Origin of the sequence: Luteibacter flocculans, assembly GCF_023612255.1 — a bacterium.
In the GTDB taxonomy this organism is placed as follows: Bacteria; Pseudomonadota; Gammaproteobacteria; order Xanthomonadales; family Rhodanobacteraceae; genus Luteibacter; species Luteibacter flocculans.
Genome location: NZ_CP063231.1, coordinates 4,189,343 through 4,205,221, shown reverse-complemented (window position 1 = coordinate 4,205,221; position 15,879 = coordinate 4,189,343). Strand labels below are relative to the sequence as shown.

The following is a 15,879-nucleotide window of genomic DNA, read 5'->3' as shown; positions in this document are numbered from 1 at the left end:
CGTCGGCCATGGTACGAAGGTACGGGGCCGCTCCGTCAGCTGTGACGAAGACGCTGGAGGAGCACCTTACGCCTCTCGTCGAGGTCGGGCCTGTCCGCTCGATCGGTGTGTTTTTGCGGCTTGCGAGGTTCGTAGGCGCAGTGGGTCTCGCGCTCCGCAGGCAACTCGCCCGTGAGCAGGAAATGGCCCACCGACTGCTCGACGCACGGCGTGGCGGAGGCGCCGAAGATACCGTGACCGACCATGCCGTCGGCAACCACCATGGATGCTCTCGGCGAGGCGACGAACGCGTTACGTGCAAGCGCCAATGGGGTCGCTGAGTCGACTGCGGCGTGGACCATGAGGAAGGGCGGGGCGTCTTCCCGGCCTGGCAGCCGTGGCTGGCGGCGCGAGGAGCGTTCCCAGTGATGGCAGACGAGACCGGCATCGATACTCTCCCCGGTGCTGGTGGGAAACGACTTAGCCCAGCCACGGGCGCGCTCGCGAAGCGCAGGGAGCGTGCGATGCCATGGCGTATCGCCGCAGATCACGGCGTAATACACGGGTCGATAGATGATGTCGTCCGGTGCGTCGGCTTCGAGGGCATCGATCAGCGATACGGCAGCGGTCCGGATATACCGGTTGACGGCCGTGTGGATGCTGAAAGGGTGGCTATCGATGTGCTGCATCATGAAGTCGGCGGTTACCTCGTCGTCGGAAACGGCCCGCGATGCCATGACCATCGCGGCGGACAATATGGCAGGCGTCGAAATCAGAGGACCCCAGGCTTGTCGCGCCTTGCCGGGCATGCGCATGAACTGCCGCAGCACAGCGTCGGGGTTCGTGCCGAGTCCGTAGCGCACGTCGGAGACGGCTGGAATCAGGGCCCGGAGCATGAATTGTTCGTGGCGTTCTCGAAGCGTCTCGTCGAACTGCTCTTCGAACGTGGCGGTGAAGTTCATCGATGAATCCAGGACCATGCGGCCGGTACGCATCGGATAAGCCGCCGCATATAGCGCTCCGACGCGGGCACCGTAAGAGACGCCGAAGAAGTTCATTCGGGTTTCGCCCAGCGCCATGCGCGCGCGTTCCATGTCATGGACGTGGTCCAGCGTTCCCAGATAAGGCATCAGTCGATCCGCGCAAGCGTTCGCACGGGCCGCGGCATCGCCCACGAAGATCCGCCAGGCGGCGTTGTTTCGGTAGATCGATAGATCGTTTCCGTCTATCCCTGTGGGCGCGACGGGCAGGCATCCATACCAGGTCCCCCCGGCCAGCCCCCGGGGTATCACCGCGACCAGATCGTAGCGATCGGCGAGGCGTCGCTTGTCACCGTCCAGCGGATCGTCCTTCGATGCGGATGACCACAGGTAGGCGGTGTCCGGAAGGAACTTCAGTGGCGAGGCGCCCGGCCCGCCAAAGTTGAAGAACAGCGCGCCCTGTCGCTCCGATGGTTCGCCAGCCCTGATGCGGATCAACGCCACGGCGATGTCGCCTTCGGCGGAATCATCGTAGGCAAGGGGCGCGGTCATGATCCCGCATTCCAAGCGTTGGCCCCACACGGGTTGCCATACCGGGTCGACGAATCCGGCGGGGCATGGGGACCATGCGATGCGGGGTACCGTGTCGGCTACGGTTGCCGTAGCCACTCCAGCATGGCTACCGGCAACGCACAGGATCGCCATGGGAAGAAAGCCGCGTAGGCGAGAAGAATGACGTTTCATCGTGGTGCTCCGTGGTTGAGAGCAGCCACGCTAGGCACTGTGTCCGAACCACACGAGCGGCTACCGGTGCCGCATCGTGTAGGGAAAGCGCATGAGGTGGAAGTGCGCCTGGAGTAACGCCGCTTACTCCAGGCGCGCTTCGCTATCGTTTTGCGTGGTTGGTCGAATGCTCACGCCGATCATGCGTGGCGTGGGCCCAGGGGTACACCTTACGAAGGTACGGCGCCGGTGCGTCAGCTGTGGCGAAGACGCTTGAAGAGGATCTCCCGCCGCTCGTCGGGATCCAGTCCGTCGGTACGACCGCTGCGTGCCTTGGGCGTGCGGGGTACGAAGGCACAGTGGGTCTCGCGTTCCTCAGGCAGTTCACCCGTGAGCAGGAAATGACCCACCGATTGCTCGACGCACGGCGTGGCGGAGGCGCCGAAGATGCCATGGGCGGCCATGCCATCGGCGATTACCATATGGGCGCTTGGAGACGCAGCGAACGCCCTGCGGGCGAGGGCCAATGGCGTCGCCGGATCGAACTCGGCATTCACGATCAGGAAGGGTGGGGCATCGGCCAGTCCAGCCAGTGGCGGATGGAAGCGCGGCGCGGTCCCCCAGTGATGGCATACGAGGCCGAACTCTACGCTGACCAGGCCCGCGGCAGGATAGTCCTTTTGCAAGGACTCGGCCTTGGCGCGAAACTCCGGCAGCGTCTTGCGCCACGGCGTGTCGCCACAGATGGTAGCGAAATACACCGACTGGCTGTTGACGTCCTCGTTGGCAGAGGCGTCGTACGTCGAATGGCTGAGGAGATTCCGGCCGGAAAACGCCGGATGGGCCGCCGTTCGGGCCAGCTGGGTCGCAGCATTCCTGATGGCATCGCTGATGCTCGGATCGGCGCTGAAATGGCGTCCTTGCAGCCGATACATCAGGTACTCGGGGGTTATGTAGGGGTTGGCGTAGAACCATGGGGCCATGATCAGCGCTGCTGTCAGATCCGCGGGGGTTCTGAGAATCGGAACCCATAATTCGAGGACGTGCGCGGGCATGCGCATGACCTTTTGCAGGATGGCCTGCGAATCGGTGCCGAGTCCGTAGCGCGGATCGGCCGCTGCAGGCAGGACGGCGCGCCGCATGAACAGGTCTTGGCTTTCGCGCGCCGAATCGTCGAGCTGGTTCTCGAAGGTTCCTGCGTAATTCATCGAGGAATCCAGAACGATCCGTCCAACATGTTGCGGATAGGTCGCCGCATACAGCGCGCCGACCCACGTTCCGTATGAGATGCCCAAGAAGTTCATGACCGGCTCGCCCAAGCTGAGTCGCGCCTGCTCCATGTCATGCACGTGATCGAGCGATCCGATATAGGGCTTGAGCTCATTGGGGCATGCCCTGGCCTGGGCTGCCGTTAGTCTCACGACCCACTCCCACACGGCGTCGTCCGGATTGATGGTGGGGTCGTGTGACCGCACGGCGGTATCGGATGAGGACGCGCAATCATACCGGTCACCGAGACGTAAGCCGCGAGGCACGACGCCGATCAGGTCGAAGTGATCGGCAAGGCGCCGCTTGTCACCATCCAATGGATCGTCTTTTGACGCGGACGACCACAGATAGGCGACGTCGGGGAGATAGTCGAGGGGCGAACCGCCAGGGCCGCCAAAGTTGAAGAACAGCGCACCTTGGCGTTCCGACGGTATGCCTGCCTTGATGCGTATGAGTGCCGTGCCAAATTGGCCGGTCGCGGAGCCGTCGTAGGCAAGCGGGACCGCCATGATCCCGCATTCCATGCGCTCGCCCCATATGGGCTGCCAAACCGGAGCGACGAAGCCAGCCGGGCACGGAGACCAGATGATGCGGGGCGGCGCGGCGGGATTGGCTGCTTTCGCCGCGCCGGGGTGTATGCCGGCGAGGCACATGAACGCCAGGGCAAGAAAGGCGCGTGGAGGCGGTGGGTGCTTCATCGTAGTGCTCCGTCAGGGGGCCACTACGCTAAGCAGTGCGTCGGGGCGGGACGATCGGTCGCAGGTGCCGCGTGGCGTAGGGCGTTGGCGCGCCGGATAGCGCGTTTACGGCGTGGCCCACATCCGCCGACTTTTCTTAGTTGATGCTTAGCTTCGGGACAGGCCCCGCGAGGTCGCGGTCACCTGTGCGGCTCTGCCCGCAAGTCGTTCCCGGAACGCGAAAGCGAACCGCTCGTCTGGGCCAACGGGGAATATCGCTATGCCTTTCCGGCAGTTTCCGGCGCTTTGCGAATCGGGATGAGTTCGCTGCTGCCGACGGAACGGTCCCCTGCGCTAGGCTCGGTCCATATCCTTTCGCGTGGAGTCGCGCGATGCAGGCAGTAACCAGGCCCGTGCTCATTGAGCTGCGTGGCGTTGGCAAGTCGTATGCCGTGGGAGCGATCGAGTGTCAGGTACTCACCGACGTTCATCTGAGCGTACGTGAGGGTGAGTTCGTTACCATCGCCGGGCCATCCGGCTGTGGCAAGACGACCTTGCTGTCGCTGATGGGGTTGCTCGACGTACCCACGCATGGCGAACTTCGCTTCGCAGGCGAAGCGGTGGCGATGCTTGGACGCGCGCAACGTGCGCTGCTGCGCAATCGCTATGTCGGCTTCGTGTTCCAAGGCTTCAACCTGATCGATGACCTCAACGTGGCGGACAACGTGGCATTGCCGCTGTCCTTTCGTCGCGACATGTCGGCGCGTGAGCGACGCCTGCGTGTGATGGAGGCACTGGCGAGCGTGGGAATGACGCACCGCATGCGGCACTATCCCAGCGGTCTGTCGGGAGGGCAGAAGCAACGCGTCGCCGTGGCGCGAGCGGTGGTGGGCGATCCGTCGGTCATCCTCGCTGACGAACCGACGGGCAATCTGGACACCCAGAATGGCGACATCGTCATGGCTCTCCTGAGTCAGTTGCACGCTTCGGGACGCACCATCTGCATGGTCACCCACGAGGACCGCTTCAGCGCCAGGGCCGATCGCATGGTTCGCCTCTTTGACGGTCGTGTCGTCGACGAAAGCACCTACCAGCAGCGCCGTAGCGAGGCGGATTCGGGTCTGGACGAACGTCGCTTCAGTCAATCGACACTGTGAACCGGCTGGTTGACGCAGCTCATGCGCTGCGGGAGCTGCTCAGGCACCCGGGTTTCCTCGTGCTTGCATCGAGCACTCTGGCCATCGGCACGGCCGCGTTGCTCGGTGCGCTCACGTTGCTTGATGCACTGCTTCTGCAGGCACCGCCGTGGCCGAACCATGCGGCCGTTGCGATCTACGGAGGGCGCACAGCCAGCGACCCCATGCGTGCCGCGTCACCCAAGCTCTACGACATCTTAGGCCAGCCGCCCGGCGTGTTGTCGCGGGGCATGGCAAGCATGCCGGAGACCGTGAACGTTCGTCTGGGGGGCCACGAGGGACTTCTGCGCGCGCAGCGCGTGACGCCGGGCTTCCTGCCCACCCTCGGCGTGATACCAACCTTGGGAGGCATGCAGAGCGCCTCGATCGGCAGCGGCGACGTTCTGGTGTCCGATGCGTTGTGGCGCGCGTGGATGGCCGACACAAACGACGTCGTCGGACGCCTCGTTACCGTCGATGGCCAACGGATGCGCGTTCGCGGCGTGCTGCCAGCGGACTACCGTTTCTTTGCCCATGTCGACCTCCTGCTACCGCTGCCTTCGGCGAACGATGCCGACACGGATGAAAACCTGACGGCTGTAGCTCGCCTTGCGCCTGGGTACGACGCGGAGACATTTTCCGTACAGGTCGCGCGGGCAGTAGAGGACGCTGCGGACGACCTCAAGCTGCAGCGCGTGGACTTGCCATGGTATGGCGCGACGGCGATCGACGATCTTGTGGCACGCGCGGCGCGCACGCGACTATGGGCGTTCACGATCTGCGGTCTGTTGGTTCTGGTGGTTGCAGCCGTGACCCTTGCGCAGTTGATGCTCACACGCGCGCTCGACCGTTCGCACGAGACCGCATTGATGATGGTGTTCGGCGCAGGGCGTTGGCAGGGTTGGTCGACGAACCTTGCCGAAGCGTCGATCATCGGACTGATCGCGAGCATGATCGGCTTGCCACTGGGCATGGCGTTGGTCGGTATCTACAAGCCGTTCATTCCTAGCGAATGGCTGAACTCGGCGCTGCCGCTGAGTCCGCGTTGGCACGTGCTGTTGCTGACTTCGGTGGTGACCCTGTTGGCGGCATGGGTGGCGAATCTCGCGGGCGCACTGAATGTATACAGGGCGCTTCTGCTCCGCGAGCGCAACGCCATGATTGGCTTCGGAGGCACGGTCCGCTGGCGCCGTGTTCGCGCCATGATGCTCGTGACGCAAGTTGCACTTGCGACCTGCCTGCTGGCGCTGGGCGTAGCGGCAACGGAGCGGTCCTGGCGCCTGACCCACGCACCGATGGGCTTCGACAGCGACAACGCGATGGTTGTCGAGCTGCACCCGCCCGTCGCCGATTATCCGGCGCGCGCCGAGTTGGTGAATCTGCTGTACGACCTGCGCGCCAGCGTCTCGGCATCGCAGGGTGTCGATCACGTAGGCTGGTCCACGCAGCTGCCCGTGGGTCAGGGGCTTGCCATGCCGTTCCGGCGACCGGACGGTCAGTACGCCTACGTACGCTACGTGCTGCTCACAGCAGGTGCGGCGCAGGCGTTGGGCATGCACAAGGTTGCAGGGCGCTGGCTCGATGAAGACGATAGCGCCGATACCTTGCGCGTGGCTCTCGTGAACGAGGCCTACCTTCATCGGATCGACGCCGTCGGTATCGGCGGAGCGGTTCGGCAGGGCGGGTCATCGGCACCACCGGCGCGGATTGTCGGTGTCGTCGAGGACACGTACGCCGTGGCGGGGCAGGCCGCAGAGCCGACGGTATTCCTCGCGTTTTCCCAGGTAGATGCACCGTCGCTTGCGCGCGTGCGTGCGCTGGCGCCGCTGTACGCGATCGTCCGCGGCTCGGAGGCGAGCGCGGCAGTCCACGACGTATTGACCCGTTGGGCGCATGTCATCGCACCCTCGCTTGCCGTCGCTCCGGCGCGCTCTCTGGATGAGGCCGCTCGACTGGCCACGGTTGCATCCCGGCGTGACGCCTTGCTGTTCGCCACTTTGTCCTTGTTGGCTGTCGGCCTCGCGGCGGTCGGTCACTATTCGGTGCAGTCGGTGGAAGTCGCGACGGGACGCTCGGCGATCGCCTTGCAGGGGGCCCTCGGCGCCACGCCGACGCAACTCCTGTTTCAGGTCGTTCGGCGAGGCGGATGGATCGGGCTCATCGGCACACTGCTTGGGTTGTCCGCCGTGCTCGTGGTTCAGCAGTCGTGGTACGCAGAGTCCCACGGATCGGATGCGGTGGGACCGGCGGCGATCATGGCGGTCGTGGTCGTCATGCTTGCCGTCACGCTTTCCTCAGTCCTTGCGCCGGCGCGGCGCGCGGCGGCGGTGGAGCCCTGGTGGGTCTTGCGTAGCAGTTGAACCCGTCTGCTGCGACATCAAATAGGTGGGGTCGTTATGTTGAGAAACAACGAAGATGCCTGGCCGGTCCTGGTGGTCGACGATCACCCGGACGTCCGCCTGGCATTGCGCGTTCTCCTGCGATCGGAGGGCCTGTCCTCCGTCGAGGTAGGTACCGCGGAGGCCGCGATCGATGCCGTATCGCGTCAGGACTTCTCCTGTGCGGTACTCGACCTCAACTATGGCGCGGATACCACATCGGGTAACGAGGGGCTCGATCTGGTAGCGCGGATACGGATGGAAACGCCGGATCTGCCGATCGTTGCGATGACGGCCTGGGGAAGCATCGGCCTCGCGGTTCGGGCCATGCGGATCGGCGCGGCCGATTTCATCGAGAAACCCTGGAACAACGCGCACATGATCCACACCGTGCGCAGCCAGATCGCGTTGCGCAGCATGTTCGACGAGAATCGCCGTCTCCGTGCCGAAGCACTTCTGTCCCGGCAGCCGGGAGATATGCTGCGGGTCTGTGAATCCTCCGCCATGCGCCATGTCGTCGATCTGATTCGGCGCATCGCCAGCGGCGATGCCAATGTGCTGATCCTCGGCGAGAACGGCACCGGGAAGTCGCTCTTCGCACGGGAAATCCACTTGCTGTCGCCGCGTACGGACTTTCCGGTGATCCGTGTCGACATGAGCACGCTTCCCGATTCGCGCTTTGCCGAAGAGATGTTCGGAGAGGAGAAACCGCAACCGTATCCGGGGAAGTTCGAACTGGCGCATCGCGGCAGCCTGATCATGGAGGAGATCGGAGCCATCCACCCTGCACAACAAGCGAAACTGCTGCGTGTGGTGGAAGAGGGCGAACTGGAACGAGGCGGCACCATGCGGACGCGTCGCGTGGACGTCCGGGTGATCTCCACCACGAACATCGACCTCGATACGGCCGTTCGTACGGACCGCTTTCGTCGCGATCTGCTCTACCGCCTCAATGCCATGCAGGTTCGCCTGCCGCCACTGCGCGAGCGGCCGGAGGACATCGTGCCCTTGGCGAGGCATTTCCTGTTGCGCGAATGCAAGCGAATGGCGCGTGGTGCCATGACACTCGCCCCATCGGCCGAACGAGCGCTGCGCAGCTACGACTGGCCGGGCAACGTACGCGAACTGGAGCACGCGATAGAGCGAGCGATCCTGCTCGCGGGTCACGATCAGATCGACGCCGAGTCGCTTTCGCTGCATCGACGCACCGACCTTGCGGTGGTCCTCGACTCCCTGACGTTACCCGAAGCCGAGGAGTTGTTGATTCGACACGCTCTCGAACGAAACGACCACAACCTGCAACGCGCGGCCGATGCGCTAGGCATTTCCAGGCAAGCGTTGTACCGGCGCCTGGAGAAACACCGTGCGCGCGCCGGCTTCGAGCACATCGGTTGAGGCGCCGACGCCACAGACATCGGTAGCCAGTGTGTCCAAGACGATATTTTCCACGAGATTGTCGCTGGAGGTTGTGCTCGGGAGCGCGCTCGTGTTGCTGCCGACGCTCCTTGCGAGTGCAATTCTCATCACCGTCCCCCGGTTGCACTGGTTGCCGCGACTAAGCATCTTTCTGGTTGGGCTCATCGTCACCTTGATGGTCGCCTGGTGGATCGGGCGGCGCGTACTCGATACGTTGTCGACCGTGTCGGATCTGCTGGGCGCGTTGCGCGAGGGGGACTTCGGCATGCGAGGTCGCGTTGAGCTGGGGTACCGTCCGCTCCAGGCGCTGGTGGCCGATGTGAATCTGCTTTCGGACACGCTGCGCGACGGGCGTCGCAAGCGTACGGAAGCTCTGCGTTTTCTGGGCAAGACCCTCACGGCGCTCAGCGATCCGGTATTCGTGGTCGATACCGAAGAACGTCTCACGCTCATCAATCCTGCGGCACGGCAGTTGATCGGTGCCGAGCGACAGGCGGTGCTGGGTCAGGGCCTCGCATCGCTCGGCCTCACGGAGGTGCTTGCCACCCCCGACCATGCGGTCTTTCAGGGGCGGTTTCCGGGTGGTGAAGGGCGCTGGCTGCTTCGTCACGTGACGTGGCACAGCAATGGACGCGAGCACCGCCTCATCATGCTGCGCGACCTGAGCGCCATGCTTGGTGACGAGGAGCGCCGTGCATGGCAGAGGCTGATCCGCGTGCTGAGCCACGAGCTCAACAACTCCCTCACCCCGATCGCCTCGCTGGCCGGCAGTCTTGCGGTCGTGCTCAACGGCGATGGCGCGGACACGCTCGACGAGTTACGTGTCGGTCTCGACGTCATCGAACGCCGTGCTCACGCCCTTGCCCGGTTCATTGCAGGCTATGGAACGTTGGCTCGCCTGCCGCCGCCTCGCCCCGCGCCCTTCCGGCTCGACCTGCTGCTTGTGAAGCTGGTTCTGCTGGAGCGCCGCGTGCCTGTCGAAGTCGTCGATGGTGGACCGCTGGTCATCTACGCTGACGAGGACCAGCTTGCACAGGCCTTCATCAACCTGCTTCGCAACGCGGCGGAGGCGGCGCTCCCCATCGGTGGAAGCGTGCGCCTTCGTTGGTATCGGGATGGGCGCCGCGTCTGCGTGTTCATCGAGGACGAAGGCATCGGGCTCCCTGAGCCGGATGCGCTGTTCGTGCCGTTGTTCACCACCAAGCCGCAGGGCTCGGGAATCGGCCTCAGCCTCACCCGGATGATTGTCCAGGCGCATGCAGGCAGCGTCGATCTGGCGCCGCGGACGGACAGGCACGGCGCTGTCGCCACCGTGAGACTTCCTTTGTCTTCTTGAGCATAGGTGCATGTCCGATATCGGACGCCACTGTCCGATTTCGGACGTTCGCGTGCCCGATTTTGATGGTGCGAACGAAAATATCCCTGCACCACGGCGCTTTATGTCAGCAGCGACCAGCCACGGCGTTGCGTCCCCCACATCACATGCATATCTTGCGCCTACCGCACGCATTCACGTCACAACGACCAAGAGGAAACGCCATGGATCGCATCCTGAGTCTTCAATTACTGGAGCCGGAAACGGAATCGAGTGACGAGACAAACACGAACTACAGCAGTTGCAGTCATCGCGCCTGTTCCATGGCCAACGCGGATGCGTTCGAGGATTGAAGCCGGCAGGGAACACCGGACGGGTCGGCGGCACGGGGGCGCTGACCTGGATCTTCGCCAGTCGATGCCACGCCGCCGGATGAATACAAGCGATGAAGCGACACACGGACCTGTTGCATTACACCGCGGTGGACCGCGAATTCTTCGAGCCTTATGGTCACCGCTCCATCGATGAGGCCGACTTTGTCGTACCCGTGCGCCGCATCCTGCCCAAGCAATGGACGATGCGGCGAGCGGGCATCTGGATGCACTGCACGCCTCCGGCCGCGGACCTGCCGTCGCAAGGCTGGAAGATTCACGTATCCAGTGTGGCGTCTACGGCACGCATCGTCCTGTCCATCGCCGCCGCGACCCTTGTCGCCTCGGGCACGGCGTTCAAGTTTGCCGCCGACGGACGCATGTTGGACGGCCTCAACGGCAAGCGCTGGCCGCGAGGCGGCTCGGGCAAGTTCATCACCGTCTATCCGCGCGGGATCGATGACTTTCGACGCGTGATCGACGACCTGTACGTGGCCTTGTCGGGCTACGCCGGGCCTTACGTGTTGAGCGACCGCCGATACCGCGATTCGCGTGTGCTGCACTATCGCTATGGCGGTATCGCAGGGGAACATCGTGTGGCCGCCGACGGGCGTCGCGAGTGGCTGCTGCGTGCGCCGGACGGTCACATGGAAGCGGATCGCCGCGGTCCGATCTTCCACCTGCCCGACTGGCTGCGCGACCCCTTCCCCAAGGACACCACCGAACTCGCACCGGCCACCCTGGGGGGCGGGCGCTACCGGATCCGGCGCGCGTTGTCGTTTTCCGCTGCCGGCGGCGTCTATTTCGGAGAGGACCTGGACGAAGGCCGGCCCGTCGTCATCAAGGAGGCGCGACCGTTCATCGGTGGCGGCGATTCGGCGGCGTCGACGCTTCGCAAGGAATTCCGGCTCCTGCGGCGGCTTGCTCCCCTGCGTGTTGCACCTGCGCCCATCGCGCACTTCAAGGATTGGGAACACAGTTATCTGGTCGAGGAATACATCGAGGGCGAGACGCTGCGCGGCTGGCTGGCGCGTCGCTATCCATGGCTGAAGATCCGGCCCACGCGTGACGACGTCGTGCATTATCTGGACGAGGTGACCACGGTCTTCGCGCGCTTTGCCGAGGTGCTGGCCCAGGTGCACAAGGAGGGCGTGTCGCTGGGCGACCTGTCGTTTCACAACTGCATGGTCACCCCACGCGGCGAGATACGTTTGATCGATCTGGAGACGGCGGTCGAGGAAGGCCTGGATCTTCCCGTCGATCTGCGCACGCCTGGCTTCACCTCAGCGCGGCCGCGGCGCGACGATCCCGCCAGTGCCCGTGCCGAGGACGCCTATGCTTTCGGTGCGAATCTGTTGGCGGCCGTCATTCCCATCAACGCCATGTTGCCGCTCGATCGCAGTGCAGCGTTCCGCTTTGCCCAAAGCATTGGCGACGAGATGGGTTATCCGCCCGCGCTGGCTGCGACGATCGCGGCGCTGCTGGATGACGTGGCGGCGCAGCGGCCATCGCCGGTAGATGCCATGGCGACATTGCGCGAAACGCTTGCCACTACGAGCGTCGGCATCCCATCGGTCACGCAGGAGCCTACGCCTGACCACGCCGACGCCATCTTTGCCTACCTCGATGCATGCGCCGCGCACGCCCGGCCGGATCGCTACGTGCCCGCTGGGCCGGAGGTCTTTGAAACGCATCCCTGGGGCGTCGCGCATGGGGCGGCCGGTGTGCTGCACGCGTATCTACGCGGAGGGCGCACGCCGCCGCAGGGTCTGGTCGCCTATGTACTGGAAGGCAGCCGATCGCCGAAGCCACGCGGTGCGAGCCTGATGTACGGCGACGCCGGGATGGCCTGGGTGTTGTTCGATGCCGGCGAGGGCGAGCAGGCATTGGCGCTGTGGCGCGATGGTTCGCCAGATGACGCGATCCGCGCGCGGCCCGGCGTGTACGACGGGCTCGCGGGTTGGGGGCTGTCTCGTCTCAAGGCGTGGCACGAAACGGGCGCGTCGGCGTTTCTTGCATCGGCGCGCGAGGCAGGCGACCTGTTGCTCGAACGGGCCATCGAGACAGACGGCACGCTGCGTTGGGCGCATGACGATGCACACCCCGTCGGGTTGGCGCATGGGGCCGCAGGCGTGGCGTTGTTCCTGCTGCATCTGTGGCTCGCCAGCGGCGACGAACGCTTTCGCATTGCCGCGGATGCGGGCCTTGCGTTCGACCACGCACAGCGTGGTTTGAATCCGGACGACAAGGCAAGCTGGCCTGGCGAGGTCGGTGGCGCCACACGCTTCCCGTACTTGCGTCGGGGGACAGCGGGCGTTGTCGCGGTGACCGCGCGGTTCTTCGCCGCCACGGGCGAAACGCGCTATCGCGACATCGTGTTCGATGCGGAAGCGGACCTCATGCGCCGCTATGCCATCGCTCCAGGCCTGTTCGATGGCTTGGCGGGTATCGGCGAAACCTTGCTCGACCTGGCGGAGATCTTTCCGGAGCGTGCGCTGCGGTATGCGACGGCGGCGGGCCGCATCGCTGGCGGCATCAGTCCTTTCCTGATACCGCGCAAAGGTGGCCTGGCCGTTCCCGGCGCCGAACTGCTTCGCATCAGTTGTGACTTCGCCACCGGCAACGCAGGTGTCGGTGCATTTTTTGACCGCCTGCATCGCGGCGCCGCGGCGTCTTTCATGCTAGACGAACGCCTGCCGCGCGCCATGCACGCGCGAGACGTCGAGGCAGTCGCCTGATCCCGGCACACGTTCCCTAGCGGTGCCGGGGTGCGGGGGCTCCCACCGGAGAAGCGGCCGGTGGGAGCCCGGGCTGTGCAGGAGCGCTAAAGGTGGAACTTGGCCTCGACGAGCCAGGTGCGCGACGGATACGGGTAATAAACGTAGTAGCGACGATTGGTCAGGTTGTCCACGCCCACACCCAGATCGACGTGGTCGCTGGCTTTCCACGACACCTTCGTATCGAAGGTCAGGAAGTCGCTGGCACCGCCGAACGTGTCCGGATTTACGTCGCTGTGGTCGAGCGTGTTGTATTGCCTTCCCGAATAGCGTCCGGCGAGCGTCAGCGCCAGCCGCTCCGTCGCCCGCCACGTGGCGACCACGTTCGCTCGCCAACGAGGTATGCGATAGAACTGCTTGCCCTCCGACGCGGGGTTGCGCACGTTGCGTACCGTCGTTGCCTGGGTATAGGCCACGTTCGCCGTGAGGTCGATGCCTTCCACGATCACGTCGCGACCGTCGTAGCTGGCCTCCGCGCCGCGTGTGCGCACCAGCCCTACGTTCTGCACGTTGGTGACGTTGGGAAACACCGTGGTGTCGGTCTGGCTGAACAAGGTATTGCGCGTATCGCTGCGGAACAGCGTGAAACGCGCAACGCCATTGGGGCGGTACCACTCGGCGGAAAGCTCGCGAGACAGATCGTTCTCGGGTTTCAGCGACGGATCGTTGTTGACCAGGGAGATGCCGTTGAACGTGCCCTGGAAGAGTTCGTTCACCGTAGGAAAGCGATAGGCTCGTGCGCCTGAAAGGCGCAGCAGCACGGTGTCGCTGACGCTCCACGCAAGCGACGCCTTGGGCGACGTATGCGATTCCTTGCGCTCGGGATAGACCACGGTCGCGTTCGCCGTCGAGCGCGAACCGCCAAAGGCACGCCATTGTTCGTAGCGCGCCCCGACGGTCAGGCGCCAGCGCTCGGCCAGTTGCCACGCGTCCTGCAGATACAGCGCCTGCGTCTGCGTGCTGCCGCCATTCGCTGCCGTCAGAGCGCCCGCACTACCGTTACGCCAGCGATCCAGCGCATAGCTCGCATTGTCGAGTCGGTATCCGTCGAAGTGGTAGCCGAGGCTGATCGTATGGGTGTTCGGCAACACACTGTCCGGCGTGTGCGTGGCGCGGAGGTCGAACGTGCGCCAGCGGCTGCCGTCGCCTGCGGCCAGAAGCCCGGCACCGTCGTCGCTCACCGTCGCCGCCGTGCGATCGCGGTTGCGATCCATATCGAAGTACGACACATCCGCCGTCACGTTCCATCCGCTCTCGCGATGGGTGCCCAATGAGACCCCGTAGAGATAATTGCGGCTCTGTCGGGTGCTCGGTGCGAAGAAATTGGCGGGCAGCGTGTACTGGCGGCCATCGATGGATACCGGGCCCGACCACACCGGCTGGCCGGCGGCATCGCGCAGGAAGGTGTCGGTGCGATGGGACAGATTCTGCTTCCAGTATCCCGCCGTCACCGCGCCGGTCAGCTCGGGCGTGAAGTCATAGGTGAGGCGGAGGTGGGCTTCGTCCTGCCGGGTCGCCTCCTGTCCTTCGCTGTTGATGCCGATGACTTGTCGAGGCAGGCCATTGGCACCGGTATCGGCGACCGCGCCCGTCGCCGGATTCACCGAACCGACGCGTGGCGCGATGTTCTGCGTCGCATAGACCAGCGGCTGGCCGTTGGCTTGCAGATGGCTCACGCCGAGAAGAAAGGCGAAGCGTCCCGAGCGATCGCCGATCGTCGCGCTTTGCCGGCTACCACCGAAGTTGCGATCCACGCCGTAGGTGTCCACATGCTGCGTGAATGCCTGCGCAGTGGCATTGAACTCCAGCGTGTCGGGCATGCGCGTGGTCATCAGCACGGTGGCCCCGATGGCGTTGCCCGGATAGAGCGCGGAGTAGGCGCCGTAGATCACCTCCACGCGTGCGAGGTTCTCGGGAAACGCCATCGACCAACGGGGCGGGTTCGACCAGTTGTTGCCGAGCAGGTTGGAAAGCAGCATGCCGTCGAGGTAGACGAGTCCACGCGCGCTCTGCTGATTGCTGGTGCCGCGCACGGAGAAGGTGGCGTTTTCGTCGCCGATGAAGCGCTTGCGGATGCCGAAGGCCGGCAGGTACTTCAAGGCATCCTCGGTGTTGACCACATTGAGGTGTTGCAGCTGGGTGGCGCTGACGGTTTCCACCGCCGCCGGCAGGTCGGGATCGAGCTGGCTGGCCTGGCGCGCGGCTGTCACCTTCACTTCGCGCAATGTCGTGGCGCGCTGCGTATCGCCACCGCTGTCGCTGGCGTGCACGGAAAGACAGGACGCGCCCAGGGCGCAGGCGATGGCGCGCGCGAGCGCGCGCCCACGGGAATCGAGTAGGAGCATGACGGAGGTTCCATTGTCGTGTGCGGATCGGAGCGATCAGGCGAACGCGACGGACGGTGGACCTCGGGCGGGAGCGTGGGTGATGGGCCGGGCAGGGCGGGCGTCGACGGCGAGCCGTGCGACGGGAGCCGGCGCCGCCATGGGCAGCACGCTGCCCATGAAGAACGTGCCGCCCACGGCGGGCTGCTGCGCGAACAGCGTGCAGTAGGCGCACGCCTCATCGTCATGGGTGAGGTGCGCCGCGTTGTCCTGATGCCCCTCGTGGTGGTGATGGCCTTCGGCCATCGCTTCGCAGCCGGGCGGATGGTCCGGTACCGCCAGGGCGGCGAGCGTCCGCGAGGTGGTCGGCGCGAGCACGGTGAGCCAGACGGCGACCAGCGCCATCCATGCCCACCATCGCTTGTTCGCTGCCCCTCGGCGCACGCCGATCGCTCTCCTCTTAACCCTGGACGTGGGTCCAGGGATCATCGCACG

Annotated in this window: 10 protein-coding genes; 6 read left to right on the top strand and 4 right to left on the bottom strand. The window is 64.9% G+C overall.

Annotation, left to right across the window (positions count from 1 at the left end):
• Positions 1-35: 35 nt before the first annotated feature.
• Both IM816_RS18230 and IM816_RS18225 read right to left on the bottom strand, forming a co-directional pair.
• Positions 36-1,511 carry an alpha/beta fold hydrolase gene (locus IM816_RS18230; protein ID WP_250339194.1) on the bottom strand — a complete coding sequence of 492 codons (1,476 nt, stop codon included), beginning with the start codon at positions 1,509-1,511 and terminating at the stop codon, positions 36-38.
• Between the two features lie 425 nt (positions 1,512-1,936).
• Positions 1,937-3,649, bottom strand: a complete 1,713-nt coding sequence (locus IM816_RS18225; RefSeq protein ID WP_250339193.1) for an alpha/beta fold hydrolase — start codon at positions 3,647-3,649, stop codon at positions 1,937-1,939.
• 371 nt (positions 3,650-4,020) lie between these two features.
• Between IM816_RS18225 and IM816_RS18220 the strand changes: the two genes are divergently transcribed.
• The 6 genes from IM816_RS18220 to lanKC all read left to right on the top strand — a co-directional run bounded on the left by IM816_RS18220 (position 4,021) and on the right by lanKC (position 13,021).
• Positions 4,021-4,785, top strand: a complete 765-nt coding sequence (locus IM816_RS18220; RefSeq protein WP_250339192.1) for an ABC transporter ATP-binding protein — start codon at positions 4,021-4,023, stop codon at positions 4,783-4,785.
• A 59-nt stretch (positions 4,786-4,844) separates the two neighbouring features.
• The gene (locus IM816_RS18215) at positions 4,845-7,163 is read left to right on the top strand and encodes an FtsX-like permease family protein (protein ID WP_250339191.1); all 2,319 of its coding nucleotides are present in this window, start codon (positions 4,845-4,847) and stop codon (positions 7,161-7,163) included.
• 36 nt (positions 7,164-7,199) lie between these two features.
• Positions 7,200-8,576, top strand: coding sequence for a sigma-54-dependent transcriptional regulator (locus tag IM816_RS18210; protein ID WP_250339190.1), 1,377 nt, complete (start codon positions 7,200-7,202; stop codon positions 8,574-8,576).
• A gap of 91 nt (positions 8,577-8,667) precedes the next feature.
• Complete coding sequence (locus tag IM816_RS18205) at positions 8,668-9,933, top strand: sensor histidine kinase (RefSeq protein WP_250339189.1); 1,266 nt, start codon at positions 8,668-8,670, stop codon at positions 9,931-9,933.
• Between the two features lie 203 nt (positions 9,934-10,136).
• Complete coding sequence (locus IM816_RS18730) at positions 10,137-10,265, top strand: hypothetical protein (protein WP_255369452.1); 129 nt, start codon at positions 10,137-10,139, stop codon at positions 10,263-10,265.
• A gap of 92 nt (positions 10,266-10,357) precedes the next feature.
• Positions 10,358-13,021 carry a class III lanthionine synthetase LanKC gene (lanKC, locus tag IM816_RS18200; RefSeq protein WP_250339188.1) on the top strand — a complete coding sequence of 888 codons (2,664 nt, stop codon included), beginning with the start codon at positions 10,358-10,360 and terminating at the stop codon, positions 13,019-13,021.
• A gap of 86 nt (positions 13,022-13,107) precedes the next feature.
• Here lanKC and IM816_RS18195 read toward each other — a convergent pair whose 3' ends face one another.
• Complete coding sequence (locus tag IM816_RS18195; RefSeq protein WP_250339187.1) at positions 13,108-15,405, bottom strand: TonB-dependent receptor; 2,298 nt, start codon at positions 15,403-15,405, stop codon at positions 13,108-13,110.
• Between the two features lie 36 nt (positions 15,406-15,441).
• Positions 15,442-15,828 carry a DUF2946 family protein gene (locus IM816_RS18190; protein ID WP_250339186.1) on the bottom strand — a complete coding sequence of 129 codons (387 nt, stop codon included), beginning with the start codon at positions 15,826-15,828 and terminating at the stop codon, positions 15,442-15,444.
• Positions 15,829-15,879: the final 51 nt, after the last annotated feature.